The following is a 25,552-nucleotide window of genomic DNA, read 5'->3' on the forward strand; positions in this document are numbered from 1 at the left end:
AGAATAATCCCCCTCAAAAAATTAATTTACATGGTCTTACATAACTTATGTAAGCCTGACAATCTTCGTCATAACTAATATATTTTTTAACCTTTAATTTTTTAGCATATCTTTTTGAGTTTTTGTCTCTTGAATATAAAATGAACTCAGATTCTATATAATCAGGATTTTCGTCAACAAATATTGTTCCATTTAAACCTTCTTCATCATTAAATACTCGAATCTCCATTTTTTCATTGAAAAATCTTGCTTCAATTATATTCTCATAATCTATGTCAACTTCTTTGATTTCATCAGATATTACAGAATCGTAGTTGTAGATTATGCAATCTGTCAATCCCATTCTAATCAATGCTTCTTTATTCAAGTTTTCTTTTATAGAAAAATCTCCATCAAATTCACGCTTTAAAATTCCTTTTAAATTTTCAGTATTTAATTTTTTAATTTGATAATTTTTAATCATTTTTACCCTCCTGTCTCATGAAGGTTTTTACTGCCTCAACATATTTGTTTAACTGTTCTTGATTAGAAATTGTCTTTTTATTGAAATCAATTTTTATAACATCATTAGCAATAACCACATCCATGGTATTTGCTTTAAATCTGCCTCTTCCTATGCTGCTTCCGCTCCCAATTGCTAAATTTTCCGTTCCCATGTCTCTTAAAGCAAGCAATATTATACCGATAGCATATTTATCGAACGCATCATCGTTTTTTTGCCTATAAATAACTTTAAATTCTGTTTCACCTTTAACAGGTATATCATCTACTAAAGCTGTATTTCTTGTACCCCCGGTAAATCTATCAATTTTTATTCTATTATAGCGCACTTTATTTTCAAATTTTTTATTGTCAATTATAGATTCATTTACAAATACCTGGCTTAGACTATTTTTTTTATCTTTATCATCTACATCACCAAACATCTCTTTTGCTTTATCCAAGCTTCCAAAATATTTGGCAATTCTTCCAATTCTGGACCTTAAAACACCTTTAAAGCTGCTGCCGGGTATTAAATATTCAGAACCAGATTTAATGCTTTCTCCGTCAGCACCACCAATTTCAAATGTTTCAGGAGCTTTTATTAGCAATGGTGTCGTAAATTCACCTTTTATTGTAAATTCAACATGTACATCATCTTCGTTCTTATTGAAAATATCGCCCTTTATCTCTTTCATGCCTGAATAATCTTTTTTTAGATATCTTTCAAAATCAGCTATATTTTTTAAATCAAAATCTATCTTTTTTATGCTTGTTACTTCAAAAACTCCCAAACCATTGCTCTTATTGCTGCCAAAACGAATTATTCCTCTGTTTAAAGCTTCTAAACATTTATAAAGCATTTTATTTAAGCTTTCATCTTCTTCATTATTATGAATTTCAAAAGCTAAATTAAATTTTAATCCTTTGCTTAAATACAACTCATCAATTTTATGCTTTTCTTTCCCAGAACCTTTTTCGCCATCTATAGAAACCCTGTTTCTTCTATCAAATCTATCTATTTCTGCGAATGCGTCGCTTATATATAAATTGCTCATAATAGAACCTTCGTTGCTTTGGTCCCCAAAAAGCTTTTTATAATCTTCATTAATTGACTTTAAATAAGCCCTGAAAGAACCGTCAATACTTGTAGCTGGAAGATATGCTTTTCCTCCTTCATTGTTAATTAAAACCTCTTTTTCATCATTTCCAATATAAAGTGGAGATTTGCTTATTATTTCTGCATGTATAAGAGTTATTTTCTCCATTATTTCTCCCCCTTTCTGATTTGAAATTGACAAAGCCCGATTAATATTTTTAGATTTGTTTCATAAAGAAATTTTTTATCTATAATTGATTGAATTTCCCCAAATTCAATTTTATTATCAATCAATTTACCATCAAGAATTTTACCAACATCCTCTTCTTTGTATAATATATATTTATCAAATAAGTTTTTAAGATTTCCACTTTTGTATTCTACTTTATTTAATTGTTTATATGAACTACTTCTTTTATTGATAATATAGTCCATGTATTCATTATACCTTTTTACTCCTTTATCAGGATCTTTAAAAAGCATATCACTAAATAAATCCTTATAAATTCCCCATTGACTATTATTAATTTTACCTTTAATACCTTCATCTATTGATAAGACCTCTTTCGGTATCATTCTTTCTGCTCTTTTTTTAAATATCTGTGTTATAATATTTCTTAACTGATTCTTATCTTTCTCTGTAAGTTTTTCTAATAAATCAGCCAGGTCTTTTTTATTGCTTTCTCTCTCATTATCATAATTCAAATAAGAATCATTCATTGAATCAATTATTACAAACCTTCCAAAACCATCGGCCTTTCGCTCTCCTATTCCTTTGTCTGTGAATTTTTTTAATACTTTTTTATCAATATCCCCTTCAATTCTGTATTTGAATACACTGCCTGCCTTTATACCAATTATCTGAGGCGTACGGCAATTCCATTTGTTATTAAAATTGGTAATACGCTTGGTTTCTATGGAACTATCAATAAATTCAACCTTTTTTAAATTTAATTCCTTGCATATATATTCGGGTTCTATAAATGTTTTGTATTCTCCCAATTCATTTCTATATATAATGTCTGACATAGCATAAAGGAAAATATAATCTTTAAAGTAATATTTGTCTTTAAATATCTGGTATTCTGGATTATCTTCTTCTAATTTAATATTTGTAATTCTGCATCTTCCATAGCCGCTTCCCTTTGAACCACCTATATATATTTCTACATCCCTTAATAATTCTTTAATTTCATCCACATATGACTCATCTTCAACCTTTATAATGCCTTTAAAAATTTGCCCTCTTTTTATGGACTCATATCTAAAAAGATTGTTTCTCTCTTTAGATTTGTTTATATGAAGATTGGAAATTTTATCAACTTTTAATATTTTATATTCATTATTAACGTATTCGCAAAATTCACCCACACGAACCTTCTCATATCCGCGATCAAGTTTATTATCAAGTCCACATATAATCTCTATTTTTTTTTCTGATTTAAATATCCTTATTTTTTCTTTAGGTGCAAAATAGCAGTTGGGAAAAGGAATACTTCTCTTATCATATTTATCATTTATCGGGTATGCATTTAAAAATTTGATCCCGCCTTTTAATAATTTTTCTCTATGAATGCCCTCATTTATATTAAAAATACTTTTTTTCTTCATGTATTCATAAATGAAAGCTCCTCGAACAGCAGAACCCGTTATATATTCCATTGATTCCTGAGAATCTAATTGTACATTTGTTTTTGCAAGTTTTAAATTTTCTAAAGCTTCAATCACATATGTTAAGTATTTAGGCATTTTCTCTGACCCCCTTTATAAAACTGTCAATATAATATTCTGTCATATCTTTATAGCCGCCATTTTGATAAACTAAAAAACTGCATTCAACCTCACCTTTACCTCTTGTTCTCATTGTTCCAATGTGCCTCATCATTTTTGCAGTCACAGCCATTATTCCAAGTTCTTCTACTGACAATTCCCTGCCACAATAAATATCAACTTCAAAGGTCAATCCTTTTTTGATCACTCTAAACTGTCTTAGAGAACCTTTTTTATAAGACCCGTCATCATCAATGCTTGTGAAACTTCTCACTTCTGTCAATGATTCTTTTATTTCATCAGGAGTAAGTTTTTTTTCTTTTACTCCATATACCAATATATCTCTTATATTTTTTGTAATCCTGCAATCAGAAAATTTAAGATTCTTCCATGATTCTACACCCTTATTTTCCTCCCCGAGTAGTGATACTAATAAACCTCCAAACTTTTTTTCTCCTAAGACTTTAATAGCATTAAACATCTCATTTCTAAAATTTCCTTTAAAAGTTTTTCCCTTCATATAGGGCAGCCCATATTCATCATAAACAATTTCCAAATCAACTGACCCCGGTATGGAATAACCGCTACCAAATATAGCTTCTGTCAATAATTTTACTTCAATCCTGTACTTGTCCATTTTTATCCCCCTTTGAATCATCAAGTTCTAAGAATAAGTCCATAACTTCAATGGCATCAAAATACATACATTTATCATCAGAAAAGCAATAATCTCCTTTTGTCCCTTCTAAAGGTGAAAAATAATTTTCTAAGTTATTTACTCTTAAAAAGCGTTCTGTTTCACCTTCGCCCTTTTTTAAAATCTCTCTTAACTGTTTAAGTTTATTCCTTGCAATTTTTTCACTATTAATTTTCCTATTTAAATTTTCAAAAGCTTTTTTAAAATTCTTATAGTTTGTCCACTTTTCACTGTTATTTAGATATAAAGGTCTCATACATAATTCCTTTTCATCAGTCGTCATATAATTTTTACTTCTTATCTCTGATATATTTCCTAATAAATCGCCATATTCGACGTGCCAATCTATAAGTGAAAAATCCTTGTCAGAATCGGAATAATCTTCAATAATTTTCTTTTTGGCATTACTGCATAAATCCTCAGCCAACTGATAAGCCTTTGCAAAAGGATATGAAGTCCTAACTATTGCAACACCGGCGCAAGCATTTAATTTTATTTTTTCACCTTTATATAATTCAATCTCATTATTGTATAAATATTCAAAAAAAATCTTTGCTGATTCTATGCCTATTTTGCCGTTTGTCACATATGTAATATCATCACCAGCGACTATTATTGGGATTAAAGGAAATTTACCTTCTTTTATATTTGTCTCGTCTTTCAGAACTTCTTTGTTTTTTTCAATTATTGATGTCATTTGTTTAAATGCAGATTCAAAGAGTTCTCTTACATTATGACTAAATTCACTTAATACAACTAAATATTCTTGGTTTATTTTTTCGTAGTTTTCACCTTCGTATTTAAACTCTTTTTTGAGCCGGTTAAATTTATCTCCCATACGGTTTCCGTCGATATGGACAACCGCTAAATAGTTTTTCTCACCTTTACTTAATTCATCAAAATTCCTTATGCTTTCAACTTTATCTGGCAGCAAAGAATCAAACTTTTCACTTCTTTTTCTTTTTGCATAATCTGTTTTAGTATATATTTCTTTACTAACGAAAGTTTCATTATCTTCTTCATCTTTTATATGTTCTTCAGCCGGTAATCCTGTTGCTTTGCATACTCTCTCTATTCCAAAAGAAATTTGCCTTCCGCTGTCTTTTCTTCTGTTCTTTTTTAAAGCAAGTTTATGATAAGCTTCATCAATTTTGTCAATTATTTTATCCTTTTTAATATCATACTCCTGTACAACGAAAAAAACTTCTACACCAGGATACTCTTTTATTATTTTATTGCTGACCAATCTAATAAACTTCTTGGCTTCAGATATATCTATAAAATTATATAAGCTTCCTCCTCCACCATCATAAATAACATTTTCACTATAATTCTTATTTATATTCTTAGGCAATTCTCCAACTACTTCTTCAATAATAATAGATGCTCCTATATTTTCTTTTAATCTGTTGCTGGAAAATATATAATCTTGCTTCCTTGATACTTCCCATAAAACTAATGCTCCCATTTAATCAATTTCCCCCTTCGTTTTTATATTTTTTTATTACCATGTCTTGAAAAGATTCATTTTCATTTATAAATGTAATTCTTCTTTCAATTTCATACTCATAATCACTTTTTATGTCCTTTTTTAGCTTGTATATCATTTCCTCGTCACAATTACATTTATATATAATCTCGCTTCTATTCCCGCTTAATTTATCTGCTATATCTTTAAATCTAAATAGTTCCCTTTTATATTCAGTTTTTTTATTATTTTTATTTTTGGATTTAAAACACAGTATGAGTCTTCCATTTAACAAATAAATCTCATCAACTTTTATACGTGTTTCTTTAGAAGAAATAAATTCAGGGTTTAATAAATATTTGACTTTATCATTTGTATTTTCTAAACTTTTCTCTTGAGAATTCTTATCCTTTAAACTATATCCATGTATCCTTGTAATATCTTCTATAGATAAATTGAATTTATTTAAAACCTTTTTTATATAAATACTCTCACCACTGTCCTCCTGATTATAAATAAATATTTTTTTATCATCATCCCCTATATATGAAATTGTAACAGTAAATATACTGTCTTTTAAATTTATAAATCTTTCAGTAAATAGTGCCGACATTACCTTAGTACCGCTTGAATAATCTAAAACAATCCTTTTTCTATCACATGAAATCCCATCAGCTATATCTTTTTTAATCGCATCTATTAAATTAGCAGCACAATTTTCAATTTTTTTAGTATCGCTTTTATCACATTCTATAAATTCTATATTTATTCCGGATATTTTTTCTTTAACTACTTCTGATAAGTTTTCTGCCACATTTTTAGAACCAATGTTATTTTCTGTGGCTTCAGTGTAAACAAGCTTAATTTTTGTGTCCTTATCAGCATTTTTTAATATTGTAATGAATGCAGGCAAAGGATTTGTCCCTATTAAACAAATAAGATAATCAGCATATGGCTTGTCATTATTCTCCACTCTTACCACCTCCAATGATCCACTCTTCTAATTTACTCTTCAAATCTGGAAAATCCTGAGCTCCTAATATAAGTGTGTTTTTAGGTGTAAAATCATCCCATATATTTTTATATTCTTTCTCTAATTCTTTCCCATCATCCCAGCACAGACTGATAATACAAACCCCCGCTTCATCACCTGCCAAATGTTTCGACCTTTGTTTTATCTCATATAGCTTTTTTTTGATATCTTTTAATTTTCTTTGTGTTGTAACCGAAATGGCGTATAATTTATATTTTTTATATGCAACTAAATCTACTTCAAATTCATCCTTTTCTTCATCTTCTTTTTCCTTTTTGGCTATATTTGCCAAGGCATCTTCAATAACCTTTTCCTCCTTAAGTTCGATTAAAATATTCAAAATATATTCTTCAAACCACTCTGTTTTATAAAAATATTCAAGCATTTTTTCGTCATTATCAAACCCTAATGAATTAATACCTTCATAATTAAAATCTTTACAATTTTTTATTAGTGTACTGTTATTAAATGCTTTGTCCAATTCTATCTTAAAATTCTCTATATCATGTTTATATTTTTCAGAAATATGTATAGATTTTTTAAAAGACATTACTTCTTTGTATTTATCCTTACTCTTTATATCTACGAATAAATTTCCGAGTGCATTTGATAATTCTCTATTAACAGGCTTATCTTTTATTTTGCCTTTTCTGATCATATTTAAATCCAAATAAGTGCTAACTATGTCCAATACACTTAGATCACAGCATGGGTTTAATTCAGATAAAGGTTTGGAAATGTGTTTATAATTTCCATTGCTCTTTTCTTTATACTCACAGTATATACATTCTCTTTCAGGGTCAATGTATGTTAAATTTACATCTATATTTAAGTTATATTTTTTATAGTCAAAATTTTTTATTACGTTATATGCTGTTGATGACATTACCTTTGTTCCACCGTTATAATTCAATTCCAAAAGATTTATTTCATTATTCTCTTTAAAAAATTCTTCGAGCTTTTTATTTGCAATCTTTGCTACTGATTTTCTATAGTATTTATCTTTAACTTCAACCTTATTAATTTTTTTCGTTATATCCTTATTTTCAATCAGTTTTTTAAACCTTTCATAGGGTTTTTTACATGTCTCTTCAGTGCATATGCAAAATACTTCTCCGCCCTTTTTAAGCCTTGTTATAACTGAGATTATATTTGGAAATGGATTTGTCCCCATTATTAGAAACAGTACATCTGCTTTGTTATTCAACATTTTACTCCTCCTTCGAATATTCAACCAACATATATGAGATTCAAATTCCGATTTTAGATATTATGCTGAAATAATTAACGGATTTACTCACTAACCATGAAAATTACCATAAGCTTACAGAAAGCCCCGTCACTTGTGGCGGGGATGAATGCAAAAAAATTAATGCAAATAAAATATTAATTATCTTGCTTTGCTTCCTGATCTTGTTTCGTTTCTTGAGATAAATAATTGTTTATTGACAACAACCTATCGATGGTTCTTTTTTCTTCATACTCATATATACTTTTAATTTGCGAAGGTATTGTAAATAAATCATAAATAAGAAAAATACCTAAAATAATTAATATTATCCAGCCTATCCCTATTCCAAGCGTTAACCATCCAATAATAGACATACTTAAATACAAAAAACCCATTCCGATTTTCCCTAAATAAAATTTGTGTGCGCCAAATCCCCCCAAGAATAACCAGAGTAAATATGCCACCGTCGTGCTCTTTTTATATTTTTCCATCTCACTGCTTAAAATACTTAATTGTTTTTCTGTTAATTTCTGCTTGTCATATAATACTTCACTCATTTATCCATTCCTCCTTCTTATTAATTCTGCTTATAAGTTATTTGAAAAAAGATAGAAATAATTTAAACGATACTCATCAAATATAAAGAATATGTTTAAATTCCTTGTAGGTAGGCTAAAATAATGATTTTCTTCAATATCTTTTTCATATTCCGAAAGTTCAATTAAAATTCGACAACAAGATTCTTAAAGTTATATTTTTAAGACCTTATTAGTCTTTTATTTGCTTTATTTTAATTTATTCTACAAAAAACAAAAAAATCCTTCTTTTTATGAAAGATTTTTTAAAAATTTTTAAATTTTTTATTTGTTTTTACCTAATATATTTCTTAAACAAATCCAAAAGATTGATAACAAAATTTTTTAAACATAATAGCAATATATGTTTTTCATCTGCTGTTTTTATATTAGGAGACGAACTTGCAGATTAGAAAAATATAAGATTATTCCATATTGACATTTTGGTTTATTTATTATATTATCTTAAATAGGAATTTCTTCTTATTTAATAAAAGGTTGTGTTTATTATGATGAAAAGCGAAGCGATTAAAAAGATCAAAGAAAATAATTATAAGATCACGCCGCAAAGGGAATTAATACTTGATATAATGTTAAATACCCAAAGATACCTGTCTGTCAAAGAAATTTATGAGAAAGTAAAAGAGATATTCCCTCAAGTCAGCATCGACACCGTGTATAGAAATTTAAGCCTCTTGAAAAAAATAAATATCATCGTAGAAGTTAAAATTTGCAACAATGTGATGTATGAAGTGCAAAAGGATTTACATGGACATGTAATGAGATGCTTAGAATGCGGAAAAATTTACGAACTCAATATGTGCCCCCTTGATTTATTCATAGATCAGATAAAGGATTTTGAAATAGTAGACCATAAAATAGAAATAACGGGGTACTGCAAAAAATGTATAAATCACAATAAAAATATTTTATAGGAGGAGATATAAATGAAAAAATTTTCGCTGTTTCTTGTTGTATTATTAATTTTTGGTTTAACCGCCTGCGGTGCAAAGACAACAAATGAATCTTCAAAACCTGTAGTTTACGCATCCTTTTATCCTATTTATGACCTTACAGCAAAAATTGCCGGTGATAAAGCTGAAGTCAAAACAATAATACCGCAAAACGTAGGACCACATGGCTGGGAACCTACCACAAAAGACATAGCTGAAATTTCAAAGTCAAATTTAGTTTTGTATCTTGGAATGGGTTTAGATTCTTGGATTAGTAAAATCAAAGATTCCGGAACAAATGCGGCATTTTTTGAAGTTTCAAACGGAGTAGAACCTATTAAATCAGGAAATGTAGTAAATCCACATATATGGCTTTCTCCTAAAAGCGCTCAAATAATAGCAAAAAACATAAAGGATGCCCTTCAAAAAACAGATGCTAAAAATAAAGACTATTATGAAAAAAATTATGAAGCATTGAATGGAAAGCTTGCCGAACTGGATAAGGAATACAAGAATGAACTAAGCAATACCAAGCAAAAAACATTTATTGTTTTTCACAGTGCCTTTGATTATATAGCGCGGGACTATGGATTAAATGAAATCTCATTAGTAGGCATGAGCGATGAGGCTGAGCCAAGTCCTGCAAGGATGTCAGAAGTTGTCAACCTTATAAAGAAGGAAAATATAAAATATATTTTCAGGGAAGAACCAGGTCCAACGAAGCCAATAGAAGTTATTTCTCAAGAAACAGGTGCAAAAATTCTGCCCCTTAATACAATTGGTGCCTTGACTAATGAAGATATACAAAAAAAAGCAGATTTTATTTCATTAATGAAGGAAAATCTGGATAATTTAAAAAAAGCATTGGAGTAGATAAAAATGAGTTTTATTGAAGTTAAAAATGTCAGTTTTTCATACGAAAAAAAAAACGTACTTGATAATATTTCATTGAACATAGAAAAAGGTGAATTTATAGGAATAATAGGTCCCAATGGTTCAGGCAAAAGCACCCTTGTAAATATAATGGTGGGAAATTTAAAACCCTCTTATGGCGAAGTATTGTATAATGGCAGAGGGATACTTGAAATAAAAGATAAATCTTTTATAGGATATGTCCCTCAAAAGTCCTATTCCTTCAATACATCCTTTCCGGCAAGTGTTAAAGAAGTTGTATCAATGGGACTATATTCAAAAATCGGATTGTTTAAACGTCTCTCAAAGAACCATTGGAATGAAGTAATCGAAGCTTTGGAAATAGTTGATATGTTAGAATATAAAGACAGACTGATAGGCATGCTTTCCGGCGGACAGCTACAGAGAATATTTATAGCCCGAGCCCTTGTTTCAAAGCCGGACATACTTTTTTTAGACGAACCGACAACAGGTATTGACATAAAATCTGAAAAAACCTTATATGAATTATTGGATAAATTAAATAAACAGAAAAAAATAACAATCATAATGATAACACATAACATATGGACCATAACCGAAAAGGTAAGCAGGATTATTTGTATGTCGGAGGGAAAAGTTAATGAGAGATGTGAGGCAATTAATCTAACAGAAAGTAATCTCACAGGGATATATGGATATCCTATCAAAATGACTAAGCACTACCACAATAACAATAGGAGTGAAGAATAATGCTTGACATATTTTCATACGGTTTTATGATAAGGGCATTTATTGCAGGAAGTATTATATCTGTTATCGCACCTCTCACGGGTACTTTCCTTGTTTTAAGGCGTTTGTCGCAAATAGGGGACACATTATCGCATATTGCATTGGCTGGTGTCGCAGCTGGATTATTGCTCGGCTTAAACCCTACGATAAGTTCAATAATAATCCTGATACTATCCTCATTAGGAATTGAAAAATTAAGGAAAATATACCTTCGCTATTCCGAAATATCTTTGGCTATAATGATGTCTGCCGGCATGGCGGTAGCAGTAATCCTTTTAAGCCTATCAATTGGGAGTTCTGCAAACATAATGAATTATTTGTTTGGAAGCATTTCCTCCGTAAGCATCACTGATATTTACCTGATAGTAATATTAGGTATAGCAGTTGTTTTAGTAATAGTATCATTTTATAAAGAACTATTGTTTATATCCTTTGATGAAGAGGCTGCAAAGGTATCAGGCATACCGGTTAATCAAATAAACCTTTTTTTCACAATACTTGTAGCATTAACAATTGCCTTATCAATAAGAATTATTGGAGCGCTTTTAGTATCCGCTTTAATGGTAATACCTGCCGCTTCAAGCCTTAAAATCGCAAAAAGTTTTAAACAGACCATAGCTTATTCTATTATATTCTCATTTATATCTGTTTTTGTTGGAATTTTTACTTCTTTCTACCTGAATCTTTCACCCGGCGGAAGCATCGTAATAGTATCACTAATTATCTTTGTAATATCTAATATTTTAAAAAAATATACTTAAATATTTTTTATTAAGACGAATATTCAAATATCGCCGTATCCTTACACATAAATATATCAATAGGAAGAACCCAGTAGCCGCCATTATAATCCAAATCAAGCCCTGCAGACATATAATATGCCGCCCATGGAACCATGGAACAATACCAACTATCAAATACCCTTTTTTTTGCGCACCATAGATATGGCTTACCAAGATATTGCGACACACTGTCTACCGCTTTTATTCTTTCCTCCAAACTGGTTTTGGGTACATATAAGCCCCAAGCTTCACTGAAATTCTCCTGATAAAATCTGATGGTTTCATAAATAACTCCTTGGTCGGGCTCTGCTGTCAAAAGACATTTATCATCCACGCTTCCATGATATCTTCTGCTGTCAAACAATGCGGCATGCCTTATAGCACCCTGAATGTGAAATCCGGGACTTGTGGCAAGTATTATATCCCCTATTGTAAATTTATCGAAAGAAATATTGTTTTTGTAAACATCTTTGCTCTTTTTTCCAAGATTTATCCCAAAAACCTCTTCAAAGTCCATACTTTTGCTTAAATCGAATAAACTTACCTTATACTGCTTTATACTGTAATCCGCATCAAACGGTCTTGATATTATTATTGAATTATTTAGCATAAGAAACCTTTTGTAAAAATCTTCTTTATTAAATTTGCTTTTCTTTTTTATTTTTTCTTTTTTGTAAAATTCAATTATATCTATCCCTTTATAATTTATTTTATTTTCGTTTTTCAAATCCTTGTTTTGCATGGAAAATTCAGGTACTAAATCTTTATCCATAATATGCATCAACTCCTTATGATACATTTATGTGGTTTTAATACCCGTTTTGTGCATGTCTTGTATGACAAATTGACATTAATTAAAATTCACAGAAGCTTGCTGTTCTATATCAGAGGCTTAGCAATAACTCTTTAATTTTTACATAATCAGATATGCTGAAAATTGCTTCCCTTATTTTAGCTCCTCCGTGAAATCCTTTGAGATACCACGCAATATGCTTTCTCATCTCAAGTAAGCCCACATGCTCACCCTTATACCCTATCATCATATCAAGATGCCGTAATATTATGCTTATTTTTTCTTCTTTTGAAGGTTCCGTTAATAACTCCCCTGTATTTAAATAGTGTAGCGTTCTTTTGAATATCCAAGGATTGCCTCGTGCCCCTCTTCCTATTAAAACAGCATCACATCCGGTTTCATCAAACATTCTTTTTGCATCACAGGGTGAAAAAACATCGCCATTACCAATGACAGGTATCTTAACACTCTCTTTTACTTTACGTATGATGCCCCAGTCCGCTTTTCCGGAATAAAGCTGTTCCCTTGTTCTGCCATGGACCGCAACAGCTTTCGCCCCGCAATTCTCAGCTAATTGTGCTATGTCAACAGCGTTTATATGCTTTTCATCCCAGCCCTTTCTGATTTTAATTGTAACAGGCTTTTGCGAATTAATAACAACTGCTTTTACAACCTTTTCAGCTATATCAGGACGTAGCATTAATGCGCTGCCATCACCATTTTTCGTAATCTTTGGTATCGGACATCCCATATTTATATCAATCACTTTGGCATTTGAATTATTTAATATTTTCGCTGCCTCAGCCATGATTTCGGGGTCAGAACCAAATATCTGTAAAGCGGTATTTTCACTTTCATCAATATCTGTTAAAAATTCTGTGTTTTTACTGCCGTAATACAACCCCTTGGCACTTATCATTTCAGTATAAGAAAATCCGCAGCCCATTTCCTTACATAAAAGCCTAAAAGGTTTGTCCGTAACACCTGCCATAGGTGCCAGAAACACGTTATTTTTAATCTCAACATTGCCTATATTCAAACATATCAGCTCCATTATATTTATATACAATTAATTTTATCCCAATATGCATCATAAATAAAGTCCTAAGTTTTTGTTGGTTTAATTAAAACTTAGGACTTTATTTATAATCTTTTTTGTTTTTACTGCTGTCCTTGGGCAAGGGGTGATGGCAGTACAAAAACTCTTTGGGCTAATTCCGCATTAAGCATAAACATTGGCTGTACCTTATCACCTATAAATCCCAACTTGTCAACAAGTCTCTTGAAGTTTTCCTCTTCTTCCACCTGTTCGTTAACAAACCATTGTAAAAATGAATTTGTTGCGTGGTCTTTATCATCAATAGCTATATCGACAAGCTTATAAATCCTTTCAGTTACACTTTTTTCATGCTTCAATGCCTTTTCAAAAAGGTCTAAACTGCTGTCAAAGCTTACCTCAGGTTTGTTTATCGGGTACAGAACAACTTGACCTCCCATACGGTATATGTATTCATAAAAAATTCTCGCATGTGCAAGTTCTTCCTGTATCTGAACCTTAAAAAAATTAGCAAAGCCTTCTAAATTTTTCTCTTGAAAGTAATTCTCCATAGAAACATATAGATATGCGGAAAAAATCTCGTAATTAATCTGTTTGTCTAAAGCATCCAACATTTTATTGCTTAACATACATAACACCCCTTATATGAAATTTTAGTAAATCTTATATCTTTATTATATAACTTTTAAAGCATAAAAACAAGAAAAACATTATTTCATGAAAAATATTATTAAAAATATATACCAAAAGCTTATTGGGGTTTTTTCCTATTTTCGGGGCAGCTATTAATACAATCACCGCATGTAATACATTCCTTATAATCAATTGCAGGATTTAATTTTATCGCAGTTTTCTTTTGAAACAAGAATTCTTGAAGCGCTCCATGAGGACATACCCAGCCGCAGAAAATCCTTCCCTTAAAAAGCGTGATAACAGTAATAATTCCAAGCATTATTAAGATTACGGTTGATAGAACCGACCCCAAAGGCGTAAGCCATATTTTTTCCGGAAAACCCACAGGACATAAACATCCGCCAAAATAAAAGCCGAGTATCGCAAGGGAAAAGAGCAATAAAAAATATCTCCATTTAAACTTCTTTATAATAAAAAGCATAAGTCCTGATAAAATCAACAGAATATAAAGAATATTCTGCACTGAAAATAAACTTTTAAATACAGAGGTTGAAGAACTTCCTGTAGCTGTCTGCTGAGTAACTGCATTCTGACTTTGTGTTTCAGAATTTGACACCGAATTTGTATCCTTAGGCGTTGCAGCCTGTGCATCTGTGTTTGACGCAACAACCTTAACTGTTTTAGATTGTACGATTAATCCGCCCTTCGGGCAATCTCTTGTAACTTTAATAACACCCTCTCCAACCTTTGTGAATTTAACTTCAATTGTCTTTTTATCCGGTGTTCCGTTAATCCATGGATACTCCTTAACTATCTCACCTCCCGTAATTTCGATCTTTGTATCATCAAGTGGAAGTACGCAGACCGTATGGGTTTTGGTCCTCAAGATATCCACGGAAATAATCTCGTTGACAGCAACTTCAGGTTTTGAAGGCACTATGTTTATTTCACAAGCAAAAGCTGTTGCATTTGGTATTGCCGCAAATATAAGTAGCATCAAAATTATTACAGTAATTATTTTGTTTATTTTCTTCATTTTAAATCCATCTCCCCTCTCTACATCATGCCAAGTATTTTTCAAAAACCTTGTATTCCACAACACGCTCCTCTGCTTCTTCCCGCGAAACCAAACCATATAATACCAAATCCGCCAGAGCCTTATCCATTGATACCATTCCATCAGCCGAACCCGTCTGTATGGTTGTAGGTATTTGATGTGTTTTACTTTCCCTTATAAGGGAGCGTACGGCATGTACGGCAACTAATATTTCAGCGGCGCATACCCTTCCGCTGCCGTCCTTTCTCGGAAGAAGCTGCTGTGACGATACGCCTCTTAATACACCCGATAGTTGTACCCTTATCTGTTGTTGCTGAGATGGTGGAAATGTATCAATAATCCTTTCAACCGTTTCCGCTGCGGTAATTGTATGAAGTGTCGACAGCACCAAATGTCCTGTTTCTGCCGCAGATATAGCCGTTGAAATAGTATCTAAGTCCCTCATCTCTCCCACAAGTATAACATCGGGGTCTTCACGCAATGCCGCGCGCAAACCTTCGGCAAAAGATAAAACATCCTCTCCTACCTCACGCTGATTAACAATTCCCTTTTGATGCTGATACAAATATTCGATAGGGTCCTCCAGCGTAATTATATGACGTTCGGAGGTTTTGCTTATATGGTCTATCATTGCCGCTAAGGTGGTAGACTTACCCGAACCGGTCGGACCCGTTACAAGTATTAATCCCCTTGGAAGTTCCGCAAATCTTTTTAATACCTCAGCCGTCTTCGGGGAATGTGCAAATAATTCATCCAAATTAGGTGCCTTATTAGAAAGAACACGATAGGCTACAGCACAATTTCCTCTTTGTCTGAAAACATTCACCCTGAAACGTGAAACCCCGGGTACCGATATGGCTAAGTCTGTATTCCAGCGCTTGTTAAAATCATCGATAAATCTGTCGTTTTTTAACGTCAGATTAGCTATTCGATTTGCAAGCTCAGGCGAAACCTTGTCTCGCAATTCAGGCCATTGTGTTAATATGGCTTCAATTTCATTTTTAATCTCCGGCGAATCAGACTCAAGCAAATCACCAAGTTTTCGTAATTTGCCATGCAAGCGCAGTACCGGATATGTACCCGCTGTAATATGCAAATCCGACGCCTTACATCTTACGGCAAGTGTTAATAAATCATCGACTAAGTTTTCACCTTTATAAGGAAAATCCTCTTTTAAATCTGACATATCCAAATAACCCCTTCCTATAATGCACTAATTTTTCATCATTCTTAGATTTTGATATTTTATAAGGACTGACTGCACATATGCCTGTGTTTCATTATACGGCGGAATCCCGCCATACTGCTTTACAGCTTCCGGTCCTGCATTATACGCCGCCAATGCCAACTTGATATCCCCATTATACATTGAAAGCAGACTTTTTAAATATATCGCGCCGCCGCGAATATTCTGATATGAATCAAAGGGATTAAATACCCTAAGAGATTTCGCCGTTTCAGGCATCAACTGCATTACCCCCTGAGCTCCCTTATCTGATACCACATTTGGGTTGAAATCGGATTCTGCCGATGCTACAGCCGTTATAAGATCGGGGTCTATTCCAATCTCCAAAGAAACATTATTTATTATTTTCCTTATTTCTTCCTTGTTTGCCGTGTTATTAATTGATGTATCGACAATATCGGGGCTGGCTTGAGCTTTAAGCATATTCTCTAATTGTTGAAGCAGTTCCTTCCGCCGCAATTCTTCTTCTGCCTGTTTCTGTTCCTCCTTTTGCCGCAGTTCATCCGTTATTTTCATTCGTTCTTCCTCTACTTGTTTTGCTTCATCAATGAATTGCGATTTATCGTTCCACAATAAGGCTACGGGGTCAATCATTTTCCCGTCGTATTCGGCGCTGACAGTCACCGCTCCTTCCGCTACTCCTATCGGATAACCGGTATTTACATATTGACCAATCTTGACTCCTGTTTTGCTGAAGCCACTGTATCTAAGCATAGTCCCGTCATTCAGCTTTAATGCTACACTTTTACCGTCTGCATATGTTATACTGCCGGAAGATGCCGCACCTATAATATTGCTGTTAAACTTCACTACTGCATAAGACCTATAAGAACCGTCCGTAAATCCGTACTGCTGAATTACATTTTCCGGCTCAATGTCGGCATTTCCATGAATTTCACTGTTATCTGCGTAAACCGTATTTTTGATAACTTCATGTTTTGTATTTGTTCCATTTGATTGTGCTTTTACAGCCGCATTTATTGATAAGATAATTGCAGTTATAACTATTCCCCAAATTGTGAGAATCCTGCATATTTTTTTATTTATAAGAATCCTTTTTAAAAACATGAATAAATTTTTAATGCCCGACAAATTACCACCTCCTGTTCAAAACATTAACAAATATTCTATCAGTTTGATGTTGATGCCGTATTTGGAGTATTATTTGTGGTATTATTTGGCTTATTGCTCTGTGAATTGCTTGTAGTATTGCTTGTAGTATTGCTCGGGGTATTGCTTTTATTATTTGTATTACTTGTTTTTCCCGTTCCAAAAATCATATTAAATATCTGGTCAAAAAGATTTGAGGTATTGCTTGGCGTATTCGCCTTTTTAGCATCCTTAGGCTGTTGATTTTGCTCCGGTATAATTAAAGGAAAGAAGGGGTCATATCTGCCTGAACTTCCATTTACCTTGCCGAACATCTCAGGGGGATTGAGAGAATAAAATACCGCTTCTAATTTTGCATCTACAGTACCGACAGCATCGGTTTGCTGAGAATTTTGAGGGACAGATATGTTAAACTGCCTCACCTCTCCCGGACTTACTAACTTTTCTATGTCTGCCACAGCCGACAGCACCCCCGGAAAAGTACCTTTAAAGGAAATCTTAACCGGTACGGCTATGAGATGCCCTTTATAAAACGATTTAACCGAATTTTGAGGTTCCATAGATATAAGCTGCACCCCGTGGCTTTTAGCCGCATCCTCAACGTCTTTAAACATTATACCTGTCTCAGCAGACCTCCAAAGATATCTTTTATCGTCATTCCATTTTTGCAAAGCATTATTAAGGTCCCTTTCTGCCTTAGGTATAGCTGTGGCTTCCGACTGCGCCTTTTCATATTCATCATGTGCACTCATCAAACTTGCTCTGGCTTGAAGCATTTTCTCCACACCAAATCCCAAAAGCAAAAGAGATAAAACAATTATTCCTATCAATATTATTAAACTTCCCATGCCTTTTTTTTCATCTGTGCTTTTATCAAACTTAACATCCATCATTTTTTATCACCTGCCTGTGACTGCTTTATTGCAACCGATAGTTTAAATTTATATGCACCAACCTTATCATCCCATTGCAATGATACGGCTTTTACTTCACTACACCAAGGCAATGCCGCAAGATTGTCCCGCATAAGACCGACTGAAGCCGCATCAAGGGAATACCCCTCCAAATCTATTTGTGAAGCCTTGTCTATTATCTTTGTCTGTGCATTTTTCGCGGCTGTTCCTGATGCGGTTTTATCTGTACTTACCGCATTCATCGCCGTAAGCCAGCATTTTGACGGTATTCCATGACGTATATCCTCCAAATATGGATATACAGGAGATACTTTAAAGGATTCGACTATAACTGCCCAATCCTGATATTTTTTACATTCGTTTTTTAGTTTGTTATATCTTTGCACCTGTGGGGCAAGCGCATCAGTCCTTTTTGTATATATATCTGTCTGTATGCCGTAACCTAATACCGCTATATAAGGAAGTAAAGCCAAAATAATACTGGCAGCAGCGATTTTTAAAAACTGACTGCCGATAGCAATCCCATTTAATGACCGTTTTTCCTTTACCAAAAAATTAAAACGGGGCTCTGAATAATAATGCAGTGATAAACCAACCGCCGTTGTCTCATCAGGCAAATCGCTTCCGACATAATAAACCTTAATATTTTCCCCCAGTTCAGACCTGCAGTACAGCAATGTACGCTGGATTTCAGCATCGGAGTCGTCAGCCAATTCACGGGCAAATGATAAAAAACCGTTTCCTCCTACAATCCTGCACCCTGAATTTGATTTTTCTACCACTACCTTCGGTCCATTATTGTCCTCTTTCAAAAAATGCATGGCTCCGCGCCATAAAGCCGCAACGCGCAAATCTATCACACCGGCTCTTACATTTTGTACTTCATCCTTATTTACACCGCCTACAAGTGTACATAAATATTCGCTTGTTTTACCCGTTATGTAATGCCTTACTATCCTGTCGCCGACGACATCTGTTAACTGCCATTTTATCGTTTCGGCAACAGCCCTATTATCAAGGTCGGCAGGCAGCTTCATTATTTTCATATATGTCTGAGAGCCGCCAATTCCTACGACTACAGCCCTCTCAATAACATGCAAATTCTTAATAATCTCATCTAAACTTTTTCCCATAAAATCCTTGAAAACTTCCACCGTTACATCGCTGCCTGACACCTTCGATATTGCCGCTATACCTTTGTCCGTATCTATTCCTGCTACCTTCTTAAATGCCACATCAAGCACCTCCGCCAACTTTATTCAGAACATTCTTGACATCTGAAACCTTGTCCGTTACATCTTTCATAAGCTTTTCAAGTTCTGATAATTCTACTGACGCATCATTAATAGCCTTGTCAAGCTCTATGCTGCGCATTTCATCAATTTCCTGCACCGTTTTTACAGCCTTTGCAAATCCTTCAACTAAACCCTTCATTTCCTTTATATCCGTGAATTTATCTTCCTTTGCGGCACTAATCTCTTGAGAGGCTTTTTGACTTTCATTTAGTTTATCATTTAATTCCGACACTTTTGCCCTTAATGATTCTAATTCCTGAGCATCTTTTTGACTCTCATTAATCTTTTTATTCAATACTGATATATTTTCTCTTGCTGATTCTAATTCTTTGAACATGCCGTTCAGAGACACAAACACAGTCAATATTCCTGCGGCAGCCCCTAAAACTGCCGATATGCCATATAAAAAGGCTACATTCGGCATTGCGCCTCCAAAAAACCAAGATATACATCCTGTGATTAAAGCAGCAATTATCGGAGATAATATAAATACCGGCTTTTTATTCATCAGTATCCCCCTTTAAAAATCACTATTTTTCAGTGCGTGATATTATCGTTGTGCTATATCCTATTAAATATAAATTGTCTAAATTAATTGTATTGTTTGTATATTGGTTGAAAGTAATTCCGCCACTAGAACTAGGAGCAACATACAAGCCTGTATGATCTACTAAAAAATATTCATACCCTATTGCAATACTTTCACCATTGTTTGCAGTCCAAGGTGTACCTCCACAAGATAGACCCAACGCAAAATTATAATTGCTCTTGTATTGAACTGCAAAATTGAAATTGTCTTTTGAAATTAGAACTAAGTTATTAGTATTATTATTTACATTTAAATTACCATTTATATTGATTTGTCCTGTAGAAACTATACATATTTTATTCTGATTTGTTGTGCCACCATTTATTGTCACATCTCCGTTAACAAAATAATAACCGTTCATGTTCGATAGATCATATGAAGTAAATGTATGAGAACCATTAAAATAATGCCCATTATTTCCCAATATACTTGAAAGCTGACCTGCAATACTGACAGCCCTGTCAATTAAATCGCTGAATTTTGTAATATCAGGTAGTTTTCCTTTCCAGTTACTATTTGACTGACCATAAATATGACCATAATTTTTTATTTTCCCTGCAGCATATACATTACCTTTAATTGTTGCCTTATTAACTAAATCACCATTAAGATAAACATCTGAATTAATTATTGCATTCTCCGGTTGCCAAGGTTGATATTGTGATGTTGAAGGCAATCTCATAAAACCTGGATATATTAATTTAAATAACGTACCAGTACTTAGTTGGACATAAGCTGTTACTGTTTTTTTAACACCGCGGCACTCGCCTGTAGATACAATTTTTACTACATTAGGTCTTTTTTGATCATCGTCCATGATTTCAAGATATGTATTTTTGGATGTGTTATCAATGGTATAATTTGAAACAAGGTTTGGAATGATATTTGCACGCAGAAAAGGAAATATTGATAAATATAATCTTGCACGTTCGATTCCCGTATCCGCCGCACACCGCGCCTGTACCAATGACCGGTCATCAATTGCCGCCCTTGATGTTCTTACGGAAAGATAAGACGCTGTTCCTGCCAATATCAAAAGAGCGGATAAAACAACAAGAACAAGAGCAAGTGTAAAACCGTCTTCGTTTTTTTTCAGGCTTTTCAATAAACCATTATACATGATTGCAAACCTTCCTTTCCTTCCTTAGCTCTTTCTACACCGTTAAACGTCACTGTTACCAATGTGCCGCCTACTTTATTTTCCTTTGAAAAATTAACCACATTTTTATCAAATGCTATACCTGATGCTATCGTACGTTGAATGCCGTTCTCAATACGAACAAGATTATTGCTGCTGTCTATTTTATATGTAACTACATCTGCCGTTCCAATATTCATTGTCAGGGTATGTGGTTCAATACCTATAATATTATTTGTAATAGGATCTTTCATTGCATCAACTATGACGATTGTATTTTTATCCGCAGAGCGCAAATCTCTTGTAACCCAGTAAATCGCCTTACGCAGCTCAGATGTTTCATCAAAGTGTACCTTACTGATCCCGAATACACCCCATACACGCCAAGACATTTCAAGCACAACAAGAAGCAGCATCATGGCAAGACTTGATGCCACAACAACTTCTAAGAGCGTCAATCCCTTATTACCTTTAAGACGTGAGAAAATTCTGTGCATCAAGAATCCACCGTCCTTTCAAATACAACCGTTTGAGTTCCGGTCCCGCCGTGTATCGGATATGTTACCTTCACTGTTACTACTTTTGTATTTGTGGATGGAGCAGAATTCTTGTAATTTACTGTAACTGTACGATTAAACCCCTTATATCCATCCACATCAGTTTCAGTCTTGCCATTGTATGAATCTAAATTGTCATATGATACCGCCTTAAGCTGTTCAGCCATCTCCTGTGCCAAAAAGGCAGCCGTCGACGCCTTCTCTGAATCTGCTTGAGTGTGAAGAGGGTAAATCATAGCATATGCCAGCATAAATGCTGCTACAACAAGTATTGCCGCTGTCACAACCAGTTCAATCAATGTAAATCCCTTATTATTTAACTTCTTAGTCGAAAGATGACGCAACCCTCATCGCCTCCTCAGGGGTAGTTATACCTTCCAATGCCTTGCTTCTTGCATTTTCCAAAAGAGTCGTCATGCCTTCTGAAACAGCAAGGTCCCTTATTTTATCGGCAGTAGAATTTTGCCTTATAAGCTCACGTATTCCCCGTGATGCCGTCATTACTTCTACAATTGCTATGCGTCCTCTGTAACCGGTACGACCGCATGACGGACATCCTCTGCCATGCTTCAATGAGATTGACGGTGTTCCGTTTGTATTGAGGAAACCCCAAACCGGCGAATCCGCCGGAGGCTGATATGGCTCGGCACATTCATGGCATACCCTCCTGACCAATCTCTGCGCCACGACACAAAGCAGGCATGAAGCCACAAGATAAGGTTCTACCCCCATATCGACCAGTCTTGCTGGTGCCGATGCAACATCATTTGTATGAAGTGTTGACAATACCAAATGACCGGTCATTGCCGCCTGAACAGCTATCTTTGCGGTTTCCGAGTCCCTTATTTCACCAATCATAACAACATCCGGATCCTGCCTTAGTATAGACCTTAATGCTGTAGCAAAGGTTAAATCCGCCTTCACATTGACAGCCACCTGCCTTATGCCTTCCAATTCGTATTCCGGCGGGTCTTCAACCGTTATCACATTTATCGAGGGTGTCACAACCTCCGATAAGGCTGCATAAAGGGTGGTAGTCTTGCCTGAACCTGTAGGTCCTGTTAAAAGTACAAGACCGTAAGGCATGCCGATTGCCCTTCTAATCCTTGATAAATCTTCTCCCTCATATCCTAAAACCTCCAGTTTGGGCAGTACGCGGGACTTGTCCAATATGCGGAGCACGACAGCCTCTCCCAGTGTTGTAGGAAGTGTTGATACCCTCAGGTCTATCTCATGGGGTTCCCGCAGTTTTATACGCCCATCCTGAGGCACTCTCCTGTCAGCTATATCAAGCCCTGCCATTACCTTGATGCGTGATACGATGCTGTAATGCATCTTTTTCGGCATCCTCATAATGTCCCGAAGAGCACCGTCAATACGGTATCTTACTAATGTGGCATCCTTCCTTGGTTCTATATGTATATCACTTGCTCTTTCAGATAATGCGCCGTTTATTATATCGATTACTGCTCTTACGGTAGGACCTTCCGCATTATCCTCCTCCGCATCCTCATCATCGAAGGCTTCTTCAATCCCCAAAGACTCATCACTGCTTATACCGTACCAGCGTCTTAATGCCCTGTCAACCTCGGTTTGTGTTGCGATTTCAGGTATTATTTTATAGCCAGTTACATATCTGCTTTCATCAATGGTTGTAATATTAAGAGGGTCGGATATGGCGACATGGAGTTTGCCGTTTTCCAATTTTAAGGGAAAAAATTTGTATTTACGGGCAATTCCCCCTTTGACCGAGGGGTCAGGAGGATTTTCCCAAAAGCCTTCAGGCGCCCTGTTAAGCCCCATCTGTACAGCCAATGCATCGGCTATTGCTTCCTGACTGCATGCCCCAATGGATATCAGGATATCACCAAGCTTCCTGCCGGTTTCTTTCTGTATTTTCAATGCCTCTTCAAGCTGTTGGCTGTTTATAACCCCATTTTCAATAAGTATTTTTCCTATATAAACATGACCGTCATATACATTGTTCAAACTATAACACCTCAGCTTATTCTATGATTCATCTTTTGTTGTTGATATCGTGAAATATTACTTTATTGTTTGGTACATTGAGAAGATTGGCAAAAACAATGATAATAATACAAACAGCACAAGGGCTCCGACACAAATAATCATTGCTGATTCTACCAACGTAGGCAGCTTTTGTATTATATTGTCAACTTCATTGTCAAACAATGATGCCGTATTTTCAAACATCTCCGGCAGTGCGCCGGAACGTTCACCTATGGAAGCCATTCTGCCGACTACCTTTGGCAGCCACTTGCACATGCTTAGTGCATTGGATAAAGAGCCGCCGTTTCGAACAACCGAACGCACAACCTTAAGTTCATCCTGAAGAGATATTATAGAGCATGATTTTTCAACCGTTTCCAGTGTGGTAACAACAGGTATGCCTACATTTAAAAGCAATGCAAACATTGTACACACACGCGATTGTGCTGTTCTTGTATACAGTGTACCGACATAAGGTACCTTTGAAAGTATAAGTTCCATCTTCAGCCTTGTGGCATGCGCCTTCCACAACATCTTTATGACCCTGACGATAATAAATATCGATATTGCCAAAATCAAAAGCGTCTGCCATGCATGTGATGAGAAATAGAGCATAAGTCTGGTAGGAAGGGGCAGAGGAACATTTGCGCTGTTAAGCAGCATAGCAAATTTTGGAATAACAAATATGAATAATGCAAGAGATATTACTACGGCAAAGCCCGCAACAAAGGACGGGTAAGACATTGCCTGCCTTATTTTTTCTTTAAAGTTAGCCTCTCTTTCATAATGAGATGATAAGGCATTTAAGCCTTCTTCCAAGGCTCCCGCTTCCTCGGATGCCTCCAATACCTGACAGAATAATTCGGGAAATACATCCGGCGATCCTCGGAAAGCGCTGCTTAATGAAAAACCTTCCTTGACATTTTCAGCCACCGAATTTAAAGCATCGGCTATCGCCTTTTTACCTATGTGGCTTGAAACGGTTTCTATCGCCTCGAGGGCAGTTACGCCGGCTTGAATAAGCACGGTTATGTTTTTGCATAAAATCGCAAGGTCCCGGGGTCCTACCCTGCCGAATAACTTCAGCCCTTTAAAGCTGCTCTGTTTCACCTGAGTAACCTTTATTATAACAGCCATGTTATCCCCAAGACGTTTTTTTACCTGGAGCGCAGCTTCGCCGGGACTGCCGGCATCAACAACTATATTGCGCTGTGTGCCGGAAGCATGTACCGCCACCTTATATATCACCAATCATCACCACCAAAACTTTAAGGAATATATACGTAATTATAACATATTTTTATAAAAAATTACACAAATTTTTATATTATGGTACAAAAGACTACGACATAAGATTATGTCATAGTCTTTTGTTGTTGTTA

26 protein-coding genes are annotated in these 25,552 nt (G+C 34.6%); 4 read left to right on the forward strand and 22 right to left on the reverse strand.

What is annotated here, in order from left to right; genetic code table 11:
* Positions 1-13: 13 nt before the first annotated feature.
* The 8 genes from AC0LWJ_RS04450 to AC0LWJ_RS04485 form a co-directional block, all read right to left on the reverse strand.
* On the reverse strand, positions 14-463 hold the full coding sequence (locus AC0LWJ_RS04450; RefSeq protein WP_474238074.1) for a hypothetical protein: 450 nt from the start codon (positions 461-463) through the stop codon (positions 14-16).
* Positions 456-1,748: an RAMP superfamily CRISPR-associated protein gene (locus AC0LWJ_RS04455; protein ID WP_474238070.1), complete on the reverse strand. Its 1,293-nt coding sequence runs from the start codon at positions 1,746-1,748 to the stop codon at positions 456-458. The genes AC0LWJ_RS04450 and AC0LWJ_RS04455 overlap by 8 nt, the downstream gene beginning before the upstream one ends.
* Positions 1,748-3,328, reverse strand: a complete 1,581-nt coding sequence (locus AC0LWJ_RS04460) for an RAMP superfamily CRISPR-associated protein (RefSeq protein WP_474238066.1) — start codon at positions 3,326-3,328, stop codon at positions 1,748-1,750. Before AC0LWJ_RS04460 ends, AC0LWJ_RS04455 begins: the two co-directional genes overlap by 1 nt.
* On the reverse strand, positions 3,321-3,986 hold the full coding sequence (locus tag AC0LWJ_RS04465) for an RAMP superfamily CRISPR-associated protein (RefSeq protein ID WP_474238063.1): 666 nt from the start codon (positions 3,984-3,986) through the stop codon (positions 3,321-3,323). Before AC0LWJ_RS04465 ends, AC0LWJ_RS04460 begins: the two co-directional genes overlap by 8 nt.
* Positions 3,967-5,514 carry a Cas10/Cmr2 second palm domain-containing protein gene (locus tag AC0LWJ_RS04470; RefSeq protein WP_474238059.1) on the reverse strand — a complete coding sequence of 516 codons (1,548 nt, stop codon included), beginning with the start codon at positions 5,512-5,514 and terminating at the stop codon, positions 3,967-3,969. The genes AC0LWJ_RS04465 and AC0LWJ_RS04470 overlap by 20 nt, the downstream gene beginning before the upstream one ends.
* A 4-nt stretch (positions 5,515-5,518) precedes the next feature.
* A complete protein-coding gene (locus AC0LWJ_RS04475; protein ID WP_474238057.1) occupies positions 5,519-6,487 on the reverse strand; it encodes a PDDEXK family nuclease in 969 nt (322 codons plus the stop codon).
* Complete coding sequence (locus AC0LWJ_RS04480) at positions 6,477-7,757, reverse strand: PDDEXK family nuclease (RefSeq protein ID WP_474238055.1); 1,281 nt, start codon at positions 7,755-7,757, stop codon at positions 6,477-6,479. Before AC0LWJ_RS04480 ends, AC0LWJ_RS04475 begins: the two co-directional genes overlap by 11 nt.
* A 176-nt stretch (positions 7,758-7,933) precedes the next feature.
* Positions 7,934-8,335 (reverse strand): TM2 domain-containing protein, encoded by a 402-nt coding sequence (locus AC0LWJ_RS04485; RefSeq protein WP_474238052.1) that lies wholly within the window; start codon positions 8,333-8,335, stop codon positions 7,934-7,936.
* A 527-nt stretch (positions 8,336-8,862) separates the two neighbouring features.
* Between AC0LWJ_RS04485 and AC0LWJ_RS04490 the strand changes: the two genes are divergently transcribed.
* The 4 genes from AC0LWJ_RS04490 to AC0LWJ_RS04505 are packed head-to-tail and all read left to right on the forward strand — an operon-like array spanning position 8,863 to position 11,750.
* A complete protein-coding gene (locus AC0LWJ_RS04490; protein ID WP_474238048.1) occupies positions 8,863-9,288 on the forward strand; it encodes a Fur family transcriptional regulator in 426 nt (141 codons plus the stop codon).
* A 12-nt stretch (positions 9,289-9,300) separates the two neighbouring features.
* Positions 9,301-10,179 (forward strand): metal ABC transporter substrate-binding protein, encoded by an 879-nt coding sequence (locus AC0LWJ_RS04495; RefSeq protein WP_474238046.1) that lies wholly within the window; start codon positions 9,301-9,303, stop codon positions 10,177-10,179.
* 6 nt (positions 10,180-10,185) lie between these two features.
* Complete coding sequence (locus tag AC0LWJ_RS04500) at positions 10,186-10,950, forward strand: metal ABC transporter ATP-binding protein (RefSeq protein ID WP_474238043.1); 765 nt, start codon at positions 10,186-10,188, stop codon at positions 10,948-10,950.
* On the forward strand, positions 10,950-11,750 hold the full coding sequence (locus AC0LWJ_RS04505) for a metal ABC transporter permease (RefSeq protein ID WP_474238041.1): 801 nt from the start codon (positions 10,950-10,952) through the stop codon (positions 11,748-11,750). The genes AC0LWJ_RS04500 and AC0LWJ_RS04505 overlap by 1 nt, the downstream gene beginning before the upstream one ends.
* Before the next feature lie 10 nt (positions 11,751-11,760).
* Here the strand turns inward: AC0LWJ_RS04505 and AC0LWJ_RS04510 are convergent, their stop codons facing one another.
* The 14 genes from AC0LWJ_RS04510 to AC0LWJ_RS04575 form a co-directional block, all read right to left on the reverse strand.
* Positions 11,761-12,513 (reverse strand): hypothetical protein, encoded by a 753-nt coding sequence (locus AC0LWJ_RS04510; protein ID WP_474238226.1) that lies wholly within the window; start codon positions 12,511-12,513, stop codon positions 11,761-11,763.
* A 142-nt stretch (positions 12,514-12,655) separates the two neighbouring features.
* A complete protein-coding gene (gene dusB / locus AC0LWJ_RS04515; protein WP_474238038.1) occupies positions 12,656-13,603 on the reverse strand; it encodes a tRNA dihydrouridine synthase DusB in 948 nt (315 codons plus the stop codon).
* Positions 13,604-13,725: 122 nt separating this feature from the next.
* Positions 13,726-14,250, reverse strand: a complete 525-nt coding sequence (locus AC0LWJ_RS04520; RefSeq protein ID WP_474238035.1) for a ferritin — start codon at positions 14,248-14,250, stop codon at positions 13,726-13,728.
* A 122-nt stretch (positions 14,251-14,372) separates the two neighbouring features.
* A complete protein-coding gene (locus AC0LWJ_RS04525; RefSeq protein ID WP_474238032.1) occupies positions 14,373-15,290 on the reverse strand; it encodes a 4Fe-4S binding protein in 918 nt (305 codons plus the stop codon).
* Positions 15,291-15,315: 25 nt separating this feature from the next.
* Positions 15,316-16,497 carry a type IV pilus twitching motility protein PilT gene (locus AC0LWJ_RS04530; protein WP_474238030.1) on the reverse strand — a complete coding sequence of 394 codons (1,182 nt, stop codon included), beginning with the start codon at positions 16,495-16,497 and terminating at the stop codon, positions 15,316-15,318.
* 27 nt (positions 16,498-16,524) lie between these two features.
* The gene (locus AC0LWJ_RS04535) at positions 16,525-17,649 is read right to left on the reverse strand and encodes a lytic transglycosylase domain-containing protein (protein ID WP_474238028.1); all 1,125 of its coding nucleotides are present in this window, start codon (positions 17,647-17,649) and stop codon (positions 16,525-16,527) included.
* Positions 17,650-17,687: 38 nt separating this feature from the next.
* Positions 17,688-18,560: a type 4a pilus biogenesis protein PilO gene (locus tag AC0LWJ_RS04540; protein WP_474238026.1), complete on the reverse strand. Its 873-nt coding sequence runs from the start codon at positions 18,558-18,560 to the stop codon at positions 17,688-17,690.
* A complete protein-coding gene (locus AC0LWJ_RS04545) occupies positions 18,557-19,816 on the reverse strand; it encodes a PilN domain-containing protein (RefSeq protein WP_474238024.1) in 1,260 nt (419 codons plus the stop codon). Before AC0LWJ_RS04545 ends, AC0LWJ_RS04540 begins: the two co-directional genes overlap by 4 nt.
* 1 nt (position 19,817) lies before the next feature.
* Entirely contained in the window at positions 19,818-20,384 is a 567-nt protein-coding gene (locus AC0LWJ_RS04550; RefSeq protein WP_474238022.1) for a hypothetical protein, read from the reverse strand.
* Between the two features lie 22 nt (positions 20,385-20,406).
* Positions 20,407-21,585 carry a hypothetical protein gene (locus AC0LWJ_RS04555; protein ID WP_474238021.1) on the reverse strand — a complete coding sequence of 393 codons (1,179 nt, stop codon included), beginning with the start codon at positions 21,583-21,585 and terminating at the stop codon, positions 20,407-20,409.
* Entirely contained in the window at positions 21,567-22,100 is a 534-nt protein-coding gene (locus AC0LWJ_RS04560) for a hypothetical protein (RefSeq protein ID WP_474238019.1), read from the reverse strand. Before AC0LWJ_RS04560 ends, AC0LWJ_RS04555 begins: the two co-directional genes overlap by 19 nt.
* Complete coding sequence (locus AC0LWJ_RS04565) at positions 22,100-22,504, reverse strand: prepilin-type N-terminal cleavage/methylation domain-containing protein (RefSeq protein WP_474238017.1); 405 nt, start codon at positions 22,502-22,504, stop codon at positions 22,100-22,102. Before AC0LWJ_RS04565 ends, AC0LWJ_RS04560 begins: the two co-directional genes overlap by 1 nt.
* Positions 22,485-24,149: a GspE/PulE family protein gene (locus AC0LWJ_RS04570; protein WP_474238015.1), complete on the reverse strand. Its 1,665-nt coding sequence runs from the start codon at positions 24,147-24,149 to the stop codon at positions 22,485-22,487. Before AC0LWJ_RS04570 ends, AC0LWJ_RS04565 begins: the two co-directional genes overlap by 20 nt.
* A 57-nt stretch (positions 24,150-24,206) precedes the next feature.
* Positions 24,207-25,418: a type II secretion system F family protein gene (locus AC0LWJ_RS04575; RefSeq protein ID WP_474238224.1), complete on the reverse strand. Its 1,212-nt coding sequence runs from the start codon at positions 25,416-25,418 to the stop codon at positions 24,207-24,209.
* Between the last annotated feature and the right edge of the window lie 134 nt (positions 25,419-25,552).

This window comes from Aceticella sp. 75b-Ac, assembly GCF_056032965.2.

What these genes read in the sequence shown, in the direction of transcription:
- AC0LWJ_RS04495 (WP_474238046.1), top strand. Translation starts at nt 9,301, where the DNA reads ATGAAAAAATTTTCGCTGTTTCTTGTTGTATTATTAATTTTTGGTTTA.
- AC0LWJ_RS04560 (WP_474238019.1), bottom strand. Translation starts at nt 22,100, where the DNA reads ATGCACAGAATTTTCTCACGTCTTAAAGGTAATAAGGGATTGACGCTC.
- AC0LWJ_RS04540 (WP_474238026.1), bottom strand. Translation starts at nt 18,560, where the DNA reads ATGATGGATGTTAAGTTTGATAAAAGCACAGATGAAAAAAAAGGCATG.
- AC0LWJ_RS04505 (WP_474238041.1), top strand. Translation starts at nt 10,950, where the DNA reads ATGCTTGACATATTTTCATACGGTTTTATGATAAGGGCATTTATTGCA.
- AC0LWJ_RS04490 (WP_474238048.1), top strand. Translation starts at nt 8,863, where the DNA reads ATGATGAAAAGCGAAGCGATTAAAAAGATCAAAGAAAATAATTATAAG.
- AC0LWJ_RS04525 (WP_474238032.1), bottom strand. Translation starts at nt 15,290, where the DNA reads ATGAAGAAAATAAACAAAATAATTACTGTAATAATTTTGATGCTACTT.
- AC0LWJ_RS04520 (WP_474238035.1), bottom strand. Translation starts at nt 14,250, where the DNA reads ATGTTAAGCAATAAAATGTTGGATGCTTTAGACAAACAGATTAATTAC.
- AC0LWJ_RS04465 (WP_474238063.1), bottom strand. Translation starts at nt 3,986, where the DNA reads ATGGACAAGTACAGGATTGAAGTAAAATTATTGACAGAAGCTATATTT.
- AC0LWJ_RS04555 (WP_474238021.1), bottom strand. Translation starts at nt 21,585, where the DNA reads ATGTATAATGGTTTATTGAAAAGCCTGAAAAAAAACGAAGACGGTTTT.
- AC0LWJ_RS04470 (WP_474238059.1), bottom strand. Translation starts at nt 5,514, where the DNA reads ATGGGAGCATTAGTTTTATGGGAAGTATCAAGGAAGCAAGATTATATA.
- AC0LWJ_RS04480 (WP_474238055.1), bottom strand. Translation starts at nt 7,757, where the DNA reads ATGTTGAATAACAAAGCAGATGTACTGTTTCTAATAATGGGGACAAAT.
- AC0LWJ_RS04450 (WP_474238074.1), bottom strand. Translation starts at nt 463, where the DNA reads ATGATTAAAAATTATCAAATTAAAAAATTAAATACTGAAAATTTAAAA.
- AC0LWJ_RS04550 (WP_474238022.1), bottom strand. Translation starts at nt 20,384, where the DNA reads ATGAATAAAAAGCCGGTATTTATATTATCTCCGATAATTGCTGCTTTA.
- AC0LWJ_RS04455 (WP_474238070.1), bottom strand. Translation starts at nt 1,748, where the DNA reads ATGGAGAAAATAACTCTTATACATGCAGAAATAATAAGCAAATCTCCA.
- AC0LWJ_RS04460 (WP_474238066.1), bottom strand. Translation starts at nt 3,328, where the DNA reads ATGCCTAAATACTTAACATATGTGATTGAAGCTTTAGAAAATTTAAAA.
- AC0LWJ_RS04485 (WP_474238052.1), bottom strand. Translation starts at nt 8,335, where the DNA reads ATGAGTGAAGTATTATATGACAAGCAGAAATTAACAGAAAAACAATTA.
- AC0LWJ_RS04510 (WP_474238226.1), bottom strand. Translation starts at nt 12,513, where the DNA reads ATGCAAAACAAGGATTTGAAAAACGAAAATAAAATAAATTATAAAGGG.
- AC0LWJ_RS04500 (WP_474238043.1), top strand. Translation starts at nt 10,186, where the DNA reads ATGAGTTTTATTGAAGTTAAAAATGTCAGTTTTTCATACGAAAAAAAA.
- AC0LWJ_RS04530 (WP_474238030.1), bottom strand. Translation starts at nt 16,497, where the DNA reads ATGTCAGATTTAAAAGAGGATTTTCCTTATAAAGGTGAAAACTTAGTC.